Below are 19,768 nucleotides of genomic sequence, written 5' to 3'. Positions count from 1 at the left end.
GTTATTCCTTGTCCTTCAATACGTCGGGTATGTAGGCGCGGTGGAAACCGTTGTACGACTCGCTGTTGGTCGCCTTGTGAATCGGCCAGGCGCGCCCGCCGAGGCTGGCGGCGCCGTCGATGCGCAGGGTACTGCCGCTGACGAATGCCGCTGCCGGGCTGAGCAGGAAAACAATCGCCGCGCTGACTTCCGATTCGGTGCCGATGCGCTTGAGCGGCACGTGTTCACGCAGGGTCGGGATCACGGCCTTGAAGGCGCCTTCGTAGGTGTCCATGCCGCTGGAGGCAATCCAGCCCGGCGCCACGGCGTTGACCCGCACCCCGGCATGACCCCATTCGTACGCGGCGGTCTTGGTCAGGTTGTCCATGCCCGAACGTGCCGCGCCGGAGTGACCCATGCCGGGCATACCGCCCCACATGTCGGCGAGCATGTTGACGATGGCGCCGCCGTGCTTGCTCATGGACTGGTTGAACACTTCCCGGGCCATCAGGAAACCGCCCACCAGATTGGTGCGCAACACGGTTTCGAAACCCTTCTGGTTGATCGAGGCCAAGGGCGACGGGTATTGCCCGCCCGCATTGTTGACCAGGCCGTGAAGGGGGCCATGCTTGCGGATCAGTTCGCTGACCAGATGTACTACCGCTTCTTCCTCGCGGATGTCGCAAACCGCCCAATCGGCCTTGCCGCCGTCGTCGGCGATCTCCGCCGCAACGGTTTTCAGCTTGTCGGCCTTGCGCCCGACCAGCAGCACATGGGCGCCAAGGGCCGCCAGTTCGTGGGCGGTGCAGCGGCCGATGCCACTGCCGCCACCGGTGACGATGATGTTTTGGCCGGCAAACAAATCGGCTTTGAAAATCGAATCGTAGGCCATGGCGGCAATCCTCTAGTTGAACTGGTCGGCGATGCGCTGCGGCACCGGAATCTGGATTTCCAGCAGTTGCTGGGCGAAGGCTTTGCCTTGCGGATCGATGCGCAGGCTGGCGACACCGCCACCGCCGAGGGCGTTTTCCAGCAGGAAATTCAGGCTGTGGCTGGCGGGCAAGTACCAGCGTTCGACTCGCCCGTGGATTGGATCGAGGACGTGGCCCATCCAGTCGACGATCACTTCCGGGGTCAAGGCCTCGGCGATCCATGGCAGGAATTCGGGGGCGCGGGCCATGACGCCGATGTTGCTGTGGTTGCCTTTGTCGCCGGACCGGGCGACCGCCAGTTTGACCAGGGCCACGCTGGCGTCGGCCAGGCCAGTCGGTTTCGGTGGGGCGAGCGCGGCTGGCAGGTCCAGTGGGTCGAGCACATCGAGGGCGGGCAGGGCACACCGGTGGCGCTGGCCCATGCACTCAATGTCCAGCGTGCAGGCGGTTTTGTCGATCAGGAACGAGAACAGCCGGATCAGCGGATACACCGTCGGCCGCCCCCCGACAATGCCGGTCAGCCCCGGCGCCATGCCAGTGGCGGCCTGGGCAATTTCGCGGGAGAACACGATCAATGCGCGCTTGTCCGGATGGCGCACCGCGAGTTTGATCACCACTTCGCGGCTGTCCTGGCGCTGGCCGTGAGGGCCGTAGGTGGCCTCGCTACCCAGCAACTCGATACTCACGTCGCTGTACGGCGCCCAGCCGCGCTGGCGGAACATTTCCGAGGTCTTGTTGATGATGGCGTCGCTGACCCGCCGTGCCTTGTCGACGGCATCGATACCGGCAATCAGGCAACTGGCGGTGCAGCGATAACCATCGGGGTAGGTGGCGCTGACTTTGTATTGTGCGGTCGGCGGCAGGCCTTTGGCGCCGCGCACCTGCACCGCGTTCTTGCCTTGTTGCTGCAGTTTGACCTGAGTGAAATCGCACACCACGTCAGGCAGCAGATACGCCCGCGGGTCACCGATTTCATACAGCATCTGTTCGCCCACCGTCAGCGGCGTGACCAGTCCGCCGGTCCCTTCGGGTTTGCTGACGATGAACTGGCTGTCGGCGCTGACTTCGACGATGGGAAATCCGATGTGTTCGTAGTCGGGGACGTCGCGCCAGTCGGTGAAGTTGCCGCCCGTGCACTGGGCGCCGCATTCGATGATGTGCCCGGCCAATGCCGCCTGGGCGAGCTTGTCGTAGTCGTGCCACGACCAGCCGAACTCATGCACCAGCGCGGCGCTGACCACCGCACTGTCGACCACACGCCCGGTGATCACGATGTCCGCCCCCAAGCGCAAGGCTTCGACGATGCCGGGTGCGCCGAGGTAGGCATTGGTCGAGACGCACATCAATGGCAGGGGCGCGCCGCTGAACATTTCGTGAATGCCCAGGTTGCCCAGCTGTTTGAATTGCGGCTGCAGGTCATCTCCCAGCAGCACGGCGATCTTCAGCGCCACCCCGGCCTTGTCGCAGGCCGCTTGCAGGGCAGCGGCGCACGCTTGGGGATTGACCCCGCCGGCATTGCTGATGACCCGGATGTTGTGTTGAGCGAGCTGCGGCAGCAAGGGGGCGAGCACTTCGATGAAGTCGCCCGCATAGCCGGCCTGGGGATCTTTCATCCGTGCGCCGGCCATGATCGACAGGGTGATCTCGGCCAGGTAGTCGAAGACCAGATAGTCCAGATGCCCGTGTTCCACCAGTTGTGCGGCAGCGGTCGAGGTATCGCCCCAGAAGGCGCTGGCGCAACCGATGCGAATTGTTTTTGGCGCAGTCCGTTCCATAGCCACCTCCAACCGAAGTGCATCGACATTACCAAGCAAGCGCTTGGTTTGTAAATGACTTGATTATCTTCTGCCCAAGCGCTTGCTTGGTTGCATCCATGAGCTTAAATTGCCCGCGCAACCCCGCTGTTTTCGGGGGGATCGGCGTTATTGATTGATCGACTGTAGGAGAGAACGGGTGGACGAGCAAAAAGCCCTGAGGGTCATGCGCGAATTGGTGGACGACGGCCAATTGACCGATCCGGACAGCGCCCGGGGCAAGCTGCTGCAAGTGGCGGCCCACCTGTTCCGCAATAAAGGCTATGAGCGCACGACCGTGCGCGACCTGGCCGGTGCCGTGGGCATTCAGTCCGGGAGTATTTTCCATCACTTCAAAAGCAAGGACGAAATCCTGCGCGCGGTGATGGAGGAAACCATCCTCTACAACACCGCGTTGATGCGTGCAGCCATCGCCGAGGCGGGCAATGTGCGCGAGCGGGTGCTGGCGCTGATCCGCTGTGAATTGCAGTCGATCATGGGCGGCAGCGGCGAGGCCATGGCGGTGCTGGTCTACGAATGGCGCTCGCTGTCCGAAGACGGCCAGGCCAAGGTCCTGGCGCTGCGCGATATCTACGAAGACATCTGGCTGCAAATCCTGGGCGAAGCCAAGACCGCCGGGTTTATCCGCGGTGATGTGTTCATTACCCGACGCTTCCTGACCGGCGCATTGTCCTGGACCACCACCTGGTTTCGCGCCGGCGGTAGCATGAGCCTTGATCAGTTGGCCGATGAAGCGTTGATTCTGGTGCTGGGAGACCGGCAATAAGCTTGTATTGGCCTGCATTAAACTGGCTAACTGGACAAAAGCGCCTAGCTTGAAGGCATTGATGCCGTTTTATTGGGGAGTGGGGTTGTTTTGATGGGTTCGCCAATTCGGACAGCCTCGCGGCTTTTGCTGGCGATGCTTGCAGTGTCAGTGATGATGCCGTCCCAGGCTGCACAACTGGTGCGTATAGGTGCTGCGCACTTTCCGCCCTACACCGTGCGCCCGGAATCCGGAGCCGATACCGGGTTGCTGCCGCAACTGGTCGAGGCCCTGAACGCATCGCAAAGCGATTACCAGTTTGTCCTGGTGCCCACGTCCATACCCCGTCGCTTCGGTGACCTCAAGCAGGGCCGGATCGACATGGCCATCTTCGAAAATCCTGCCTGGGGTTGGGAAGACATTCCTCATACCACTGTCGACATGGGGCTGGAAGACGCCGAGATTTTTGTCGCGCAACGACTGCCCGACCGGCAGCAAAACTATTTTGCCGACCTGAGCGGCAAGCGCCTGGCACTGTTCAGTGGCTATCACTACGAGTTCGCCAACTTCAACGCCGAACCCCAGTACCTGGCGAAAAACTACAACGCCACCGTGACCTATTCCCATGACAGCAATTTGCTGATGGTGTTGCGCGGCCGGGCCGACATCGCCTTGGTCACGCGCTCTTATCTGAGCGACTACTTTCTGCGCAATCTGAAAGTCGCCAGCGAGTTACTGGTGTCCGATCGCATCGATCAGATCTATCACCACTATGCCATTCTGCGTCCGGCCGCGCCCATCAGTGGTGAAGCCTTCGGCAAGCTGTTGCAAGGCTTGCGGGACAACGGCCAGATGCTGAGGATTTTCGACCCGTACAAGATTGCGGTGGTGCCTGTCCCGCACAGCGAACCGGCGTCACACGTCGCCAATTGACGGTCTTTGCCTAAATTTCCCGCCGTGGCTCACGTCACCTCGTTGAACTGTCGACGATTATCGTGAGCCCGACCCATGTCCAATCTGAATGACCTGACTGCCCTGTGCCTGCCCAATGGCAGTCGTCTTGCCGCTGATGAAACCGAATGCCGCCTGAGCCTCAGCCTGGAAGGGCAACCGCTGCTCACTCTGCGGCTGGTTCGTGGCCCCGAGTTGCACGTGCACCTGCTAGAGCGATTCAACCGCTCTGAAGGACAGGCGTTTTGGGCGGCCTGTTACTGGCTGTTTGCCCGCGACCCGGACTGTCTGCGCCTGGTCTGGCAACTGCAGGACGTGCCGACCGAAGCCGTGCTCAGCGGCTTGCTGGTCCCGACCCCCGTCAGCGGCCAGTATCACTGTGAGCGCACCTTGTTCTGGCAGTTGCCGCAGCCGTGGCTGGGGCACTCCCTGACTGGCAGCTATCCGCAGCAAATGGTCATCACCGGCGGCAAGCGTCATCCGCTGCGACCGGTCAAACCCCGGGGTGAAGTGTATCGACGTTTCGATGCGCGGCTGGGGGCCTGGGTTTCTTTGCGCACGCTGGAAATCGAGCAAGACCTGGCGCGTTTCAATCGCTGGCAGAACAGCCCGCGGGTCGCCAGTTTCTGGCAGGAAGAGGGCAGCCTCGAACAGCATCGCGAGTACCTGAGCAAACTCGAGGCCGACCCGCACACCCTGACGCTGATCGGCTGTTTCGATGATCAACCATTCGCTTACTTCGAAGCCTACTGGGCCAAGGAAGATCGCATCGCACCGTTCTACGACGCCGGCGATTACGACCGTGGCATCCACATGCTGGTGGGCGAGGAAAACCATCGCGGTCCGCACAAGGTGGCAAGCTGGTTATCGGCGCTGGTGCACTACCTGTTTCTCGATGATCCGCGCACGCAGCGCGTGGTGGCCGAGCCTCGTGCCGATAACGCGAAGATGATCGGGTACATGCAGAACCAGTGCTTTCACTGCGAGAAAGAGTTCGACTTTCCGCATAAGCGCGCGGCCTTGATGGTGTTGGGGCGGGAGCGGTTTTTTGATCGGTGCCGTTTGGCCTGATGCTTGAGGCTCAAGATCCTTGGTGGTCTTGAGTGCCCCATCGCGAGCAGGCTCGCTCCCAAAGGGTCCTGCGTACACAGGGCAAATGCAGGAGCGAGCTTGCTCGCGATGGAGGCGCTGAAGTACCGGACCTTAATGCCGGGAAACCGTATCCCCACGCTTGCCCGACACCTTGCGGCAGTGCACCAGCGCATCCCGGATCATGAAGTTCACCAGGGTCGGCGAGACACCGAGCTCCTTGGCGATGTCTTTTTGCGGTACGCCGTGCAGGCGATACATCTCGAAGGCGTAGCGGGTGCGACTCGGCAACTCGGTCAACGCGTCGGCGATGTGCTCCAGCGTCGAGAAGTTGATATGCGACGTTTCCGGTGACGCACCCTGGATCACCACATTCAGCCCTTCCTCTTCAGGACCGGAATACTTCTGCTCCAGCGCCTGCTTGCGGTAGTGGTCGATCGCCAGGTTGCGCACGATCTGGAACAGGTAGCTGAGCTGAGCCTTGATCGAACTGGTGATGGGCGGGGCCGATTGCAGTCGGAAGAACGCGTCCTGCACAACATCTTCGGCACGTGAACGGCAACCGGTAATTCGGGCTGCGATCTTCACCAGAATCAGTCGATTGTCGACGAATGCCTGAAGTAGCGGTGTATCGCACCTGCTTGTGGACACTGGTTCCATCATGGAAATCACCCTGCTGCCAAAAGGTTAGTGGGACGGGGGATAAACCGGGGGGCCGTCCTGCACAATCGAGCGACAAATTAGGCTTAATGATAATGATTGTCAAATGAGAAAAAGAACTAATGCGCTACAAAGGTGCAGAGTGAGAACTGCGACACGCTGACGCACTTCAGCGCGCTTGGTGTTCCAGCCTGGCGACTAATTATTTCCAGACGTCATCCGTTCTCATTGGTGAATTGCACTGCGCAACCTTCATCACCCTGTAGGAGCGAGCTCGCTCGCGATGGTCGTCAACGATGACGATGGGCGCCTGACACCCCGCGGTGTTCTCCGGATTTTCGCGAGCAGGCTCGCTCCTACCAAGCCGAAATCAGGCAGGAAACCTCATGACCGACGCGTTCGAACTCCCCAGCACAATGGTCCAAGCCCTTCAGCGCCGCGCGGCCCTGACGCCGGATCGGGTGGCCTTGCGGTTTCTCGCCGAGACCCCGGAACAAGCTGTGGTGCTCAGCTATCGCGAGCTGGATCAACGGGCGCGGACGATTGCCGGCGCGTTGCAGGCCCAGGCGAATGTTGGCGACCGCGCCGTGCTGCTGTTCCCCAGTGGTCCGGATTATGTCGCGGCGTTCTTCGGTTGCCTGTACGCCGGCGTGATCGCAGTGCCAGCCTATCCGCCGGAGTCGACGCGCCGTCATCACCAGGATCGTCTGTTGTCGATCATCAGCGATGCCCAGCCGCGCTTGCTGCTGACCAGCGCCGGCCTGCGCGACGCCTTGCTGCAAATAGAAGGGGCGCCGCCGTTGCTGTGTGTCGATACCCTTGACGCTGAGCTGGCCGAGCGCTGGGTCGCGGCGGATTTGCAGAAGGATCACATTGCCTTCCTGCAATACACCTCCGGCTCCACCGCGCTACCCAAAGGCGTGCAAGTCAGCCACGGCAACCTGGTGGCCAACGAGTTACTGATTCGCCACGGTTTCGGCATTGACCTGAACCCCGACGACGTCATCGTCAGCTGGCTGCCGCTGTACCACGACATGGGCCTGATCGGTGGCCTGCTGCAGCCGATTTTCAGCGGTGTGCCGTGCGTGTTGATGTCGCCGGCGTATTTCCTTGGCCGGCCGTTGCGCTGGCTCGAAGCGATCAGTGAATACGGCGGCACCATCAGCGGCGGTCCGGATTTTGCCTATCGCCTGTGCAGCGAGCGGGTCAGCGAGTCGGCCCTGGAACGGCTCGACCTGAGTGGCTGGCGCGTGGCGTATTCCGGTTCCGAACCGATTCGCCTCGACACCCTGGAGCGCTTCGCCGAGAAGTTCGCGACCTGCGGCTTCACCGCGGGCAATTTCATGGCCTCCTACGGTCTGGCCGAAGCCACGCTGTTCGTGGCCGGTACACCCCGTGGCCAAGGCATCGGCAATCTGCGCGTGGACGATCTGGCCCTGACGCAAAATCGCGCCGAACCGGGCGAGGGCAGCCCGATCATGAGTTGCGGCGTCAGTCAGCCCGATCACGCCGTGCTGATTGTCGATCCGGCGTCGCTCACTGAGGTGGGCGATAACGCAGTCGGCGAAGTCTGGGCCGCAGGGCCGAGCATCGCCCACGGCTACTGGCGCAACCCTGAAGCGTCCGCCAAGACCTTCGTCCAGCATGCCGGCCAGACCTGGCTGCGCACTGGTGACCTGGGCTTCATGCGCAACGGCGAGCTGTTCATCACCGGGCGCCTGAAGGACATGCTGATCCTGCGCGGGCACAACCTGTACCCACAAGACATCGAGCTGACCGTCGAACGTGAAGTGGAGGTGGTGCGCAAAGGGCGCGTCGCCGCGTTCGCCGTCAACGTGGACGGTCAGGAAGGTATCGGCATCGCCGCGGAAATCAGCCGCAGCGTGCAGAAGATCCTGCCGCCCGAAGCGTTGATCAAAGCCATTCGCCAGGCCGTTGCCGAGGCTTATCAAGAAGCGCCGAGCGTGGTGGTACTGCTCAATCCGGGTGCGCTGCCCAAGACTTCCAGCGGCAAACTGCAACGCTCGGCGTGCCGCAATCGCCTGGTAGACGGCAGCCTTGACAGCTACGCGGTATACCCATCGGCCAGCACCGAAAGCGCGGGTCAGATCGAGTCGGGCTCGGAACTGCAAAGTCTGATCGGCCGAATCTGGTGTGAGCAGTTGCAAGTTAAACAAGTGGGCGCCGACGATCACTTCTTCCTGCTCGGCGGCAACTCCATTGCGGCTACGCAAGTGGTCGCGCGTCTGCGTGAAGAACTGGGGCTGGAATTGAACCTGCGCCTGCTCTTCGAAGCGCCGACCCTGGCGGCTTTCGCCGATGGAGTGGCCCGCCAGCAACAGGACGGTGGCCTGGCCCAGGGCGCGATCACTGCGCTGTCGCGCCAGCAACCGATGCCGCAATCGCTGGCACAAAACCGTCTGTGGATCACCTGGCAACTCGATCCGCGGAGCAGCGCCTACAACATTCCCGGTGCCTTGCGCTTGCGTGGCGAGCTGGATGAAGAGGCCTTGCGCGTCAGTTTCCAGCAGTTGATCGAGCGTCATGAATCCCTGCGCACACGCTTCTTCGAGCGTGACGGCGTGGCGTTGCAGCAGGTTGATCCGGCCGCCGGGTTCAACCTGCAGATGATCGACATCAGCGACCTGCCGGTTGCCGAGCGAGAAGCCCGAGCGCTGCAAATCCGCGAGGACGAAGCGCGTACCCAGTTCGATCTGGAGCAAGGTCCGCTGCTGTGGGTGACGCTCGTGCGCCTCGACGACGAGGATCACCAGTTGTTGGTGACCCTGCACCACATCATTGCCGATGGCTGGTCGCTGAATGTGCTGATCGACGAGTTCTCGCGCCTGTACGCGGCCGCCTCCCAGGGCCAGCAAGCGCTGCTGGCGCCATTGCCGACCCAGTACGCCGATTACGGTAGCTGGCAGCGCCAATGGCTGGCGCAAGGGGAAGGCGAGCGGCAACTGGCTTACTGGAAAGCGCAGTTGGGCGACGAGCATCCTGTGTTGAGCCTGGCCACCGATCATCCGCGCCCGGCACAACAACTGCGCAGCGCTGCGCGCCACACGGTGCGTCTTGGCGCGACCCTCAGCGACGCCATTCGCCAGACCGCCCAGGCCCATGAATCCACGTCGTTCATGCTGTTGCTCGCGGCGTTTCAGGGCCTGTTGCACCGCTACAGCGGCCAGCGTGATATTCGTATCGGCGTGCCCAATGCCAACCGTCCGCGCCTGGAAACCCAAGGACTGATCGGCTTCTTCATCAACACCCAGGTGCTACGCGCGCAGGTGGATTCGCGCCTGCCATTCGTTGAATTGTTGGCACAAACCCGACTCACCGCGCTGGATGCCCAGGCCCATCAGGACCTGCCGTTCGAACAACTGCTGGAAGCCTTTCCGCAGGCCCGCGAACAGGGGCTGTTCCAGGTCATGTTCAACCACCAGCAACGGGACCTGAGCGCCTTGCGCCGTTTGCCGGGATTGTTGGCCGAAGAGCTGCCGTGGCATAGCCGCGAAGCCAAGTTCGATTTGCAATTGCACAGCGAAGAAGACCGTAATGGTCGCCTGACCTTGTCCTTCGATTACGCCAGCGAGTTGTTCGATACCACGACCATCGAGCGCCTGGCCGAGCATTTCAGCAACTTGCTGCAAGCCATCTGCGAGCAACCGGCCACCGCCATCGGTGACCTGCCATTGTTGACGGCCACCGAGCAGCATCAGCAATCGAACTGGGCGACCGCGGCGTGCGCAGCGGCCAACCAATGGCTGCCCGAATGGCTCAACGAACAGGCGCGTCAGACGCCGCAGCGCACCGCGCTGGTGTGGGACGGCGGCAGTCTGGACTTCGCCGAACTGCACACCCAGGCCAACCGCCTGGCCCATTACCTGCGTGACAAAGGCGTCGGTCCGGATGTCTGTGTGGCGATCGCCTGCGAGCGTTCGCCGCAACTGCTGGTCGGCCTGTTGGCGATCATCAAGGCCGGTGGCGCCTATGTGCCACTCGATCCGGATTACCCGACCGAGCGCCTGGCCTACATGCTCAGCGACAGCGGAGTCGAATTGCTGCTGACGCAAACCCAATGGCTGGAGCGCTTGCCGGCGACGGATGGGGTCAGCGTGATCGCCATGGACGCCCTGCATCTGGAGAGCTGGCCAAGCCATGCGCCGGGGCTGCATCTGCATGGCGACAACCTCGCCTATGTGATTTACACCTCCGGTTCCACCGGCCAGCCAAAAGGCGTCGGCAACACCCACGCGGCGCTGGCTGAGCGCCTGCAATGGATGCAGGCCACCTATCGCCTGAACGAAACCGACGTGCTGATGCAAAAGGCGCCGATCAGTTTCGACGTGTCGGTGTGGGAGTGCTTCTGGCCGCTGATCACCGGCGCACGTTTGTTGATTGCCGGTTCCGGTGAACACCGCGATCCGCATCGCATCGCGCAGCTTGTGCAAGCCTACGGCGTGACCACACTGCACTTCGTGCCACCGCTGCTTTCGCTGTTCATCGACGAACCGCTCAGCGCTGAATGCACCAGCCTGCGCCGGGTATTCTCCGGTGGCGAAGCCTTGCCTGCGGAGCTGCGCAACCGGGTGTTGGCGCAACTGCCGGGGGTGCAATTGCACAACCGCTATGGACCGACCGAAACCGCGATCAACGTCACCCATTGGCATTGCTCCAGCGTCGACGGCGAACGCTCGCCGATTGGCCGGCCATTGGGCAATGTGATCTGTCGTGTGCTCGACAGCGATCTCAATCCGGTTCCGGCCGGCGTGCCGGGCGAGCTGTGCATCAGCGGCGTTGGCTTGGCCCGTGGTTACCTCGGTCGTCCGGCGTTGACCGCCGAACGATTCGTGGTCGACCCATTGGGTGAGCCGGGCGCACGCCTGTACCGCACCGGCGACCGGGTGCGCTGGACCGCGCACGGCGTGATCGAATACCTGGGCCGTCTCGATCAGCAGGTCAAACTGCGCGGGTTCCGCGTTGAGCCGCAGGAAATCGAAGCGCGGCTGCTGGCCCAGGACGGCGTTACGCAAGCCGTGGTGCTGGTGCGCGAAACCGTGGCCGGTGCACAGCTGATCGGTTACTACACCAGTGCGGACAATGCCGGGGACGAAGCCGGGCAGACCGCAAGGCTGAAAAGCGCACTGGCCGCCGAACTGCCGGAATACATGGTCCCCGCGCAACTGATGCGCCTGGATGCAATGCCCCTCAGCCCAAGCGGCAAACTCGACCGCCGCGCCTTGCCGGAACCGCAGTGGCAGGTGCGCGAACATGTCGAACCGGTGTCTGAACTGGAACGACATATCGCCGGTATCTGGCGCGAGGTGCTGGGCCTGGCACAGGTCGGTCTGCGCGATGATTTCTTTGCCTTGGGCGGCCACTCGCTGCTGGCCACGCAAATCATCTCCCGTACCCGTCAGGCCTGCGACGTCGAGTTGCCGCTACGGGCGCTGTTCGAGCACAGCGAACTCGGTGCGTTTGCCGAACAGGTTCGCTTGATCCAGGCCAGCGGCAGCACCAACAAACAACCACCGATTGAAAAAGTCGACCGCAGCCAAGTGGTGCCGCTGTCCTATTCCCAGCAGCGCATGTGGTTCCTCTGGCAGATGGAGCCGGACAGCCCGGCCTACAACGTCGGCGGCATGGCGCGGCTGCGCGGCGTGCTCGATGTCGCGCGTTTTGAAGCGGCGCTGCAAGCCTTGATCATGCGCCACGAAACCCTGCGTACCACCTTCCCGAGCATCGACGGCGTCGCCCGTCAACAGGTGCACGCGCAATCCGATGTGCGCATGGCGTGGAAGGATTTCACCGCGCTGGATGCCGAAGGCCGCGAGTGGCAGGTCCAGCAATTGGCCGACGACGAGGCGCACAAGCCGTTCGATCTGGAAACCGGGCCGTTGCTGCGCGCATGCCTGGTCAAGACCGCCGAGCAGGAACACTACCTGGTGCTGACCTTGCACCACATCGTCACCGAAGGCTGGGCGATGGACATCTTCGCCCGGGAACTCAGCGCGCTGTACGAAGCCTTTGTCGACGAGCGTGAATCGCCGCTCGCGCCGTTGCCGGTGCAGTACCTGGATTACAGCGTGTGGCAGCGTCAGTGGCTGGAATCCGGCGAGCGTCAGCGCCAGCTCGATTACTGGACCACGCAACTGGGTCGCGAACACCCGCTGCTGGAATTGCCGGCTGATCGTCCGCGTCCGCCGGTGCAAAGCCATCAGGGGGAGTTGTACCGCTTCGACCTGAGCGATGACCTCGCAGCACGGGTCCGTGCCTTCAATGCGCAACATGGCCTGACTCTGTTCATGACCATGACCGCCGCCCTGGCTGCCGTGCTGTACCGCTATAGCGGCCAGAACGATTTGCGCATCGGTGCGCCGGTGGCCAACCGCATTCGCCCGGAAAGCGAAGGGTTGATCGGGGCGTTCCTCAACACCCAGGTGCTGCGTTGCCAGCTCGACGGGCAGATGTCCGTCGGCGAATTGTTCGAGCAAGTACGCCACACGGTGATCGAAGGCCAGTCCCACCAGGACCTGCCGTTCGATCATCTGGTGGAAGCCTTGCAGCCACCGCGCAGCGCTGCCTACAACCCGCTGTTCCAGGTGATGTGCAACGTACAGCGCTGGGAGTTCCAGCAAAGCCGCACCCTGGCCGGCATGACGGTCGAGTACCTGGTCAACGATGCACGGGCGACCAAGTTCGACCTTAACCTGGAAGTCACCGACCTCGACCATCGCCTGGGTTGCTGCCTGACCTACAGCACCGATCTGTTCGACGAGCCGCGCATCGCCCGCATGGCCGCGCATTGGCGCAACCTACTGGAGGCGCTGATTGCCGATCCGCAGCAGCGCTTGAGCGAATTGCCACTGCTGGACGCTGGCGAACAGCAACATCTGCTCAACAGTCTTGGGGTCGAAGCGGGTGAGCATCGGCTGGATCAGTGCATCCATCACCTGATCGCCGAGCAAGCCTTGATGCGCAAGGACGCTCCAGCCCTGACCTTCGCCGGGCAGACCCTGAGCTATGCCGAACTCGACAGCCGCGCCAATCGCCTGGCCTGGATGCTGCGCGAGCGCGGTGTCGGGCCGCAGGTTCGTGTTGGCCTGGCACTGGAGCGCTCGCTGGAAATGGTCGTCGGCCTGCTGGCGATCCTCAAGGCTGGCGGCGCCTACGTGCCGCTCGATCCGGAATACCCGCTGGACCGCTTGCATTACATGATCGAAGACAGCGGCATCGGTCTACTGCTCAGCGATGCCGCGATGTTCAAGGCCCTTGGTGAATTGCCGTCAACGGTTGGTCGCTGGTGCGTAGAAGAAGACGCGGCCGCGCTTGCCAATTACCCAGCCACCGAGCTGCCGTCGATCAGCCTGGCGCAGCATCAGGCGTATCTGATTTACACCTCGGGCTCGACCGGTAAACCCAAAGGCGTGGTGGTGTCCCACGGCGAAATCGCCATGCATTGCCGCGCGGTGATCGAGCGCTTTGGTATGCGCCCGGACGACTGTGAACTGCACTTCTATTCGATCAACTTCGACGCCGCCACCGAACGATTGCTGGTGCCGCTGCTCAGCGGCGCGCAGGTGGTGTTGCGGGCGCAAGGGCAGTGGGACGCACAAGAAATCTGTGGCCTGATCCGTCGTCATCACATCAACGTCCTCGGGTTCACCCCGAGCTACGGCAGCCAGTTGGCGCAGTGGCTGGCAACGCAAAATGAAGTCCTGCCGGTGCGCATGATCATCACCGGCGGCGAAGCGCTGACCGGTGAACACTTGGCGCGCATTCGCGCAGCGTTCAAACCGAGCCAGTTCTTCAATGCCTACGGCCCAACCGAAACCGTGGTCATGCCGCTGGCCAGCCTCGCGCCTGAAGTGCTGGAAGAGGGCGCCGGCAGTGTGCCGATCGGCAGCGTGATCGGCGACCGCGTGGCGTACATCCTCGATGCCGATCTGGCGTTGGTGCCGCAGGGTGCGACCGGTGAGTTGTACGTGGGCGGCGCTGGTCTGGCACAGGGTTATCACCAGCGTCCGGGCATGACCGCAGAACGCTTTGTGGCTGATCCGTTTGTCGCCAATGGCGGGCGTATCTACCGCACCGGCGACCTGGTACGCCAGCGCGACGATGGCCTGGTGGAGTACCTTGGACGGATTGACCATCAGGTGAAGATTCGCGGTTTCCGCATCGAATTGGGCGAGATCGAAACCCGTTTGCTGGAGCACGAATCGGTCCGTGAAGCGGTGGTGCTGGCCCTCGATGCTCCGAGCGGCAAGCAACTGGTCGGTTACCTCGTCAGTGACATCGCCGGGCAGAGCGAAGCACAGCAAAGCGCATTGCGCGAAGCCCTCAAGGCACACTTGAAATTGCAGCTGCCGGATTACATGGTGCCCACGCACCTGATCCTGCTGACCAGCATGCCGCTGACCACCAACGGCAAACTCGACCGTCGCGCACTGCCGGCACCGGACCCGGAGCTGAACCGCCAGCAGTACGTGGCGCCAAGCAACGAGCTCGAACTCACGCTGGCGCAGATCTGGTGCGAAGTGCTGAACGTCGAACAGGTCGGGCTCAACGACAACTTCTTCGAACTGGGCGGCGACTCGATTCTGTCAATCCAGGTGGTCAGCCGGGCGCGGCAGCAGGGTATTCACTTCAGCCCGCGCGACCTGTTCCAGCACCAGACGGTGCAGACCCTCGCCGCCGTGGCCACCCGCACCGAGCAGGTCAGCGCCGAACAAGGCCTGATCATGGGCGAGTCGCGACTGACGCCGATCCAGCACTGGTTCTTCGACACGGAGATCCCGCAACGCCAGCACTGGAACCAGGCGTTGTTGCTGCAACCGACCGCACCTCTGGAGCCCCATCGACTGGAGCAAGCGCTGCTGGCGGTCATCGAACAGCACGACGCCTTGCGCCTGCGCTTCAGCCGGATCACCGGTCAGTGGCTAGCACAGCATCAGACAATTCCCGACGCGCCGGTGCTGTGGCAGGTACGCGTTTCGTCGATGGATAAATGCCCCGCGCTGTTCGCCGATGCCCAGCGCAGTCTCGATCTCGAAGAGGGACCGCTGATGCGCGTGTTGCTGGTCGATGGTCCCGAGGGCCAGCAACGGCTGTTCATTGCGATTCACCACTTGGTGGTCGATGGTGTTTCATGGCGCGTGCTGCTGGACGACCTGCAAACCGTGTACCGCCAACTCGACGCGCAGCAGTCGGTGAAACTGCCGGCAAAAACCAGCGCCTTCAAGGATTGGGCCGCACGCTTGCAGGCCTATGCCGGCAGTGAATCCCTGCGTGAAGAACTGAGCTGGTGGCAGACGCAATTGGCCGGACCGAGCGCCGAACTGCCGTGCGATCACCTGGGCGGCGGCCGACAGAATCGTCATGCGCAAACCGTCAGCGTGCGCCTCGACAGCGAGCGCACCCGGCAATTGCTGCAACAGGCGCCGAGTGCCTATCGCACTCAGGTCAACGACCTGTTGCTGACCGCATTGGCCCGGGTGCTGTGCCGCTGGAGCGGTCACGCATCGGCGTTGATTCAACTGGAAGGCCATGGCCGTGAAGCGCTGTTCGAGGAAATCGACCTGACCCGCAGCGTGGGCTGGTTCACCAGCGCTTACCCGTTGCGCCTGACCCCGTCGAACATTGAAGAAGCCGCCGGGCAGGGCGCTTCGATCAAGGCGATCAAGGAGCAACTGCGCGCCGTGCCGCACAAAGGCCTGGGTTATGGCGTGCTGCGTTATCTCGCCGATGACCTGAGTCGCCAAAGCATGGCCGGGTTGCCGGTGGCGCCGATCACCTTCAACTACCTGGGGCAGTTCGACCAGAGCTTTGGTGACGATGCGCTGTTCCATCCGCTGGATGAAGCCATCGGCGCGGCCCACGATGCCAATGCACCGTTGCCCAACGAGCTGAGCGTCGACAGTCAGGTGTATGGCGGTGAACTGGTGATGCGCTGGACCTTCAGCGCCGAACGCTTCGATGCGCAAACCATCAACGATCTGGCAGACGCTTACATGGGCGAGTTGCAAAGCCTGATCGAACATTGCCTGCGTGACGATGCCGGTGGCCTGACGCCGTCGGACTTCCCGCTGGCGCAGCTCAACCAGACGCAACTGGATGCGCTGCCGGTTCCGGCCGCCGTCATTGAAGACGTCTACCCGTTGACGCCAATGCAGGAAGGCATGCTGTTGCATACCTTGCTGGAGCCAGGCACCGGCCTGTACTACATGCAGGACCGTTACCGCATCAACAGCGAGCTTGATCCGCAGCGTTTCGCCCAGGCCTGGCAAGCGGTGATCGCCCGCCACGAAGCGTTGCGCGCGTCGTTCTGCTGGAACGTCGGCGAAGACATGCTGCAAGTGATTCACAAACCGGGCAGTACGCCGATCGAGTACCTCGACTGGAGCGACATTACCGAAGCCGAGCAAGAGCCGAAGCTGCAAGCCCTGCTCAAGACCGAACGCGAGACGGGTTTCGACTTGCTCAACCAGGCGCCGTTCCACTTGCGCCTGATCCGGGTCGGTGCGGCGCGCTACTGGTTCATGATGAGCAACCACCACATCCTCATCGATGCCTGGTGCCGTTCGCTGTTGATGAACGATTTCTTCGAAATCTACAGCGCTCTCGGCGAAGGCCGGGACACACAGTTGGCCGTGCCGCCGCGTTATCGCGACTACATCGGCTGGCTGCAACGCCAGAGCCTGGCCGAAGCGCGGCAATGGTGGAAAACCAACCTGCAAGGCTTCGAGCGGACTACGCCGATCCCGAGCGACCGACCATTGTTGCGCGAACACGCCGGCGACAGCGGCGGCATGATCGTCGGTGACTGCTACACAAGGCTCGATGCCCGTGACGGTGCGCAATTGCGCGAACTGGCTCAGGCCCATCAGCTGACCATCAACACCTTCGCCCAGGCGGCGTGGGCACTGGTGTTGCGGCGCTTGAGCGGTGATCGCGACGTGCTGTTCGGCGTCACTGTGGCCGGACGGCCGGTGGACATGCCTCAGATGCAACGCACCGTCGGCCTGTTCATCAACAGCATCGCGCTGCGGGTGAAAATGCCGGAGGACGGTCAGCGTTGCAGCGTGCGTCAGTGGCTCACCGGTTTGCTCGACAACAACATGCAACTGCGCGAGTACGAATACCTGCCGCTGGTCAACATCCAGGAGCAAAGCGAACTGCCCAAAGGCCAGCCGCTGTTCGACAGCCTGTTCGTGTTCGAAAACGCCCCGGTGGAAACCTCGGTGCTGGACCGTGCGCAGAGCCTCAACGCGACCTCGGATTCAGGCCGCACGCATACCAACTTCCCGCTGACGGCGGTGTGCTATCCAGGTGATGATCTGGGCTTGCACCTGTCCTACGACCAGCGCTACTTCGATGAGGCCACGGTCGAGCGCATGCTCGGCGAGTTCAAGCGTTTGCTGTTGGCGCTGGTGGACGGCTTCCATGGCGACATGGCCGACCTGCCGTTGCTGGGGGCGCAGGAGCAGGATTTCCTTCTTCATGGCTGCAACCAGAGCGCACACGACTACCCACTGGAGCAGAGCTACGTCGCATTGTTCGAAACCCGGGTCGCCCGGCACCCGCAGCGGATCGCCGCCAGTTGTCTTGACCGGCAGTACAGCTATCTTGAGTTGAACGAGCGCAGCAACCGTCTCGGTCATGCGTTGATTGCCGCCGGAGTCGGTCGGGATCAGCCGGTAGCCTTGCTGGCCGAACGCAGCCTCGAATTGCTGGGCATGATCATCGGCAGCTTCAAGGCCGGGGCGGGCTACCTGCCGCTGGACCCGGGTTTGCCGAGCCAGCGTCTGAACCGGATCATCGATCTGAGCCGCACGCCATTGCTGGTGTGCACGCAGGCGTGCCGTGAGCAGGCGCAGGTCTTGCTTGACGAGTTCGGCTGCTCCAGCCGACCACGGCTGCTGGTCTGGGAGGAAGTCCAGGCCCTTGCGCTCTCGGCGGACAATCCTGGTCTTTACAGCAGTCCGGACAACCTGGCCTACGTGATCTACACCTCCGGATCCACCGGGTTGCCCAAAGGCGTGATGGTTGAACAGCGCGGCATGCTCAACAACCAGTTGAGCAAGGTGCCGTACCTGAACTTGAGCGACGCTGATGTGATTGCGCAAACCGCCTCGCAAAGCTTCGACATTTCCGTGTGGCAGTTCCTCGCCGCGCCGTTGTTCGGTGCGCGGGTGGATATCGTGCCAAACACCATCGCCCACGATCCCCAGGGCTTGCTGGCGCATGTCGCGACCCAGGGCATCACCGTGCTGGAAAGCGTGCCGTCGCTGATCCAGGGCATGCTCGCCCAGGAGCGCATGAGCCTCGACGGTCTGCGCTGGATGCTGCCGACCGGTGAGGCGATGCCACCGGAGCTGGCGCACCAATGGTTGCAGCGCTATCCGGACATCGGCCTGGTAAACGCCTACGGTCCGGCGGAGTGCTCGGATGACGTCGCGTTCTTCCGTGTCGATCTGGCCTCGACCCGCGGCAGCTTTTTGCCGATCGGTACGCCGACTGACAATAACCTTTTGTATGTGCTCGATGACGCGCTTGATCTGGTGCCGTTGGGCGCGGTGGGTGAACTGTGCGTGGCAGGAACCGGAGTCGGCCGTGGCTATGTCAGCGATCCGCTGCGCACGGCACCGGTGTTTGTGCCGAACCCGTTCGGCGCACCGGGCGAGCGTCTGTATCGCACTGGCGACCTGGCCCGCCGTCGCAGCGATGGCGTGCTGGAGTATGTCGGCCGGGTCGACCACCAGGTGAAGATTCGCGGCTACCGCATCGAGCTGGGCGAAATCGAAGCACGCTTGCATGAGCAAGCGGAAATCCGTGACGCAGCGGTCGGCGTGCAGGAGGGCGTCAACGGCAAGCACCTGGTTGGCTATCTGGTCGCGGCCGATGCTTCGCTTGATTCAAGCGAGCGACTGGAGCGAATCAAGCTGCGACTGCGTGCCGAACTGCCGGAGTACATGGTGCCACTGCACTGGTTGTGGCTGGACAAGCTGCCGCTCAATGCCAACGGCAAACTGGATCGCAAGGCGCTACCGGCGCTGGAGATCGGCCAGATTGGGCGTCAGGATTACCTGGCGCCGCGCAATGACCTGGAACAGACCCTTGCCGACATTTGGGCCGAAGTGTTGAAGGTCGAACAGGTGGGCGTTCGCGATAACTTCTTCGAGCTGGGCGGACATTCGCTGCTGGCCACGCAAATCGCCTCGCGGGTGCAGAAAACCCTGCAACGGGACGTGCCACTGCGGGCGATGTTCGAATGCAGTACGGTCGAGGAATTGGCCGGGTACATCGATGGATTGGCGGCGAGTGAGATCACCGAGGAGAAAGTGGATCGCTTGAATGATTTGATGGCGGAGTTGGAGGGGTTTTGATTTTTTAGCGGGGCTTCTCCACGGGAAAGCTGAACTGGCCTGAGGATTTTGGACACTTCAATCGGGCGCTATGATGGCGCCCCAGTCTGCGGTAATCCCTGCAATGAGATGTGCCGCTGCTGGCGATGTACTCGTGCCGCGTGGTGGAGGAGCTGTCCGGGCTCAACCACGGGTGAGTGGCGAGCCGGACTCTGCCGAGTCAACCCTCTGTAC

General features: G+C 62.5%; 7 protein-coding genes. 4 read left to right on the top strand and 3 right to left on the bottom strand.

What is annotated here, in order from left to right:
- Position 1 precedes the first annotated feature (1 nt).
- Together B0D71_RS29285 and B0D71_RS29280 are read right to left on the bottom strand one after the other, a co-directional pair.
- Complete coding sequence (locus B0D71_RS29285) at positions 2-871, bottom strand: SDR family oxidoreductase (RefSeq protein WP_103397806.1); 870 nt, start codon at positions 869-871, stop codon at positions 2-4.
- A gap of 12 nt (positions 872-883) precedes the next feature.
- Entirely contained in the window at positions 884-2,686 is a 1,803-nt protein-coding gene (locus B0D71_RS29280; RefSeq protein ID WP_103397805.1) for an acyclic terpene utilization AtuA family protein, read from the bottom strand.
- Positions 2,687-2,864: 178 nt separating this feature from the next.
- Here B0D71_RS29280 and B0D71_RS29275 point away from each other — a divergent pair, with 178 nt between their 5' ends.
- The 3 genes from B0D71_RS29275 to B0D71_RS29265 all read left to right on the top strand — a co-directional run bounded on the left by B0D71_RS29275 (position 2,865) and on the right by B0D71_RS29265 (position 5,492).
- Positions 2,865-3,491, top strand: coding sequence for a TetR/AcrR family transcriptional regulator (locus tag B0D71_RS29275; RefSeq protein WP_103397804.1), 627 nt, complete (start codon positions 2,865-2,867; stop codon positions 3,489-3,491).
- Positions 3,492-3,584: 93 nt separating this feature from the next.
- Positions 3,585-4,403 (top strand): substrate-binding periplasmic protein, encoded by an 819-nt coding sequence (locus B0D71_RS29270; protein WP_103397803.1) that lies wholly within the window; start codon positions 3,585-3,587, stop codon positions 4,401-4,403.
- Positions 4,404-4,478: 75 nt separating this feature from the next.
- The gene (locus B0D71_RS29265) at positions 4,479-5,492 is read left to right on the top strand and encodes a GNAT family N-acetyltransferase (protein ID WP_103397802.1); all 1,014 of its coding nucleotides are present in this window, start codon (positions 4,479-4,481) and stop codon (positions 5,490-5,492) included.
- A gap of 132 nt (positions 5,493-5,624) precedes the next feature.
- On the opposite strand, the gene B0D71_RS29260 is transcribed toward B0D71_RS29265, so the two are convergent.
- Positions 5,625-6,173: an RNA polymerase factor sigma-70 gene (locus B0D71_RS29260; RefSeq protein ID WP_103397801.1), complete on the bottom strand. Its 549-nt coding sequence runs from the start codon at positions 6,171-6,173 to the stop codon at positions 5,625-5,627.
- Between the two features lie 383 nt (positions 6,174-6,556).
- Between B0D71_RS29260 and B0D71_RS29255 the strand changes: the two genes are divergently transcribed.
- Entirely contained in the window at positions 6,557-19,555 is a 12,999-nt protein-coding gene (locus B0D71_RS29255) for a non-ribosomal peptide synthetase (protein WP_103397800.1), read from the top strand.
- Positions 19,556-19,768: the final 213 nt, after the last annotated feature.

The organism is Pseudomonas laurylsulfativorans (assembly GCF_002906155.1).
GTDB classification, from domain to species: domain Bacteria; phylum Pseudomonadota; class Gammaproteobacteria; order Pseudomonadales; family Pseudomonadaceae; genus Aquipseudomonas; species Aquipseudomonas laurylsulfativorans.
This window is presented reverse-complemented; position numbering and strand designations above follow the sequence as displayed.

Coding starts and splice junctions, on each gene's coding strand:
- B0D71_RS29285 (WP_103397806.1), bottom strand. CDS start 871: ATGGCCTACGATTCGATTTTCAAAGCCGATTTGTTTGCCGGCCAAAAC.
- B0D71_RS29280 (WP_103397805.1), bottom strand. CDS start 2,686: ATGGAACGGACTGCGCCAAAAACAATTCGCATCGGTTGCGCCAGCGCC.
- B0D71_RS29270 (WP_103397803.1), top strand. CDS start 3,585: ATGGGTTCGCCAATTCGGACAGCCTCGCGGCTTTTGCTGGCGATGCTT.
- B0D71_RS29265 (WP_103397802.1), top strand. CDS start 4,479: ATGTCCAATCTGAATGACCTGACTGCCCTGTGCCTGCCCAATGGCAGT.
- B0D71_RS29260 (WP_103397801.1), bottom strand. CDS start 6,173: ATGATGGAACCAGTGTCCACAAGCAGGTGCGATACACCGCTACTTCAG.
- B0D71_RS29255 (WP_103397800.1), top strand. CDS start 6,557: ATGACCGACGCGTTCGAACTCCCCAGCACAATGGTCCAAGCCCTTCAG.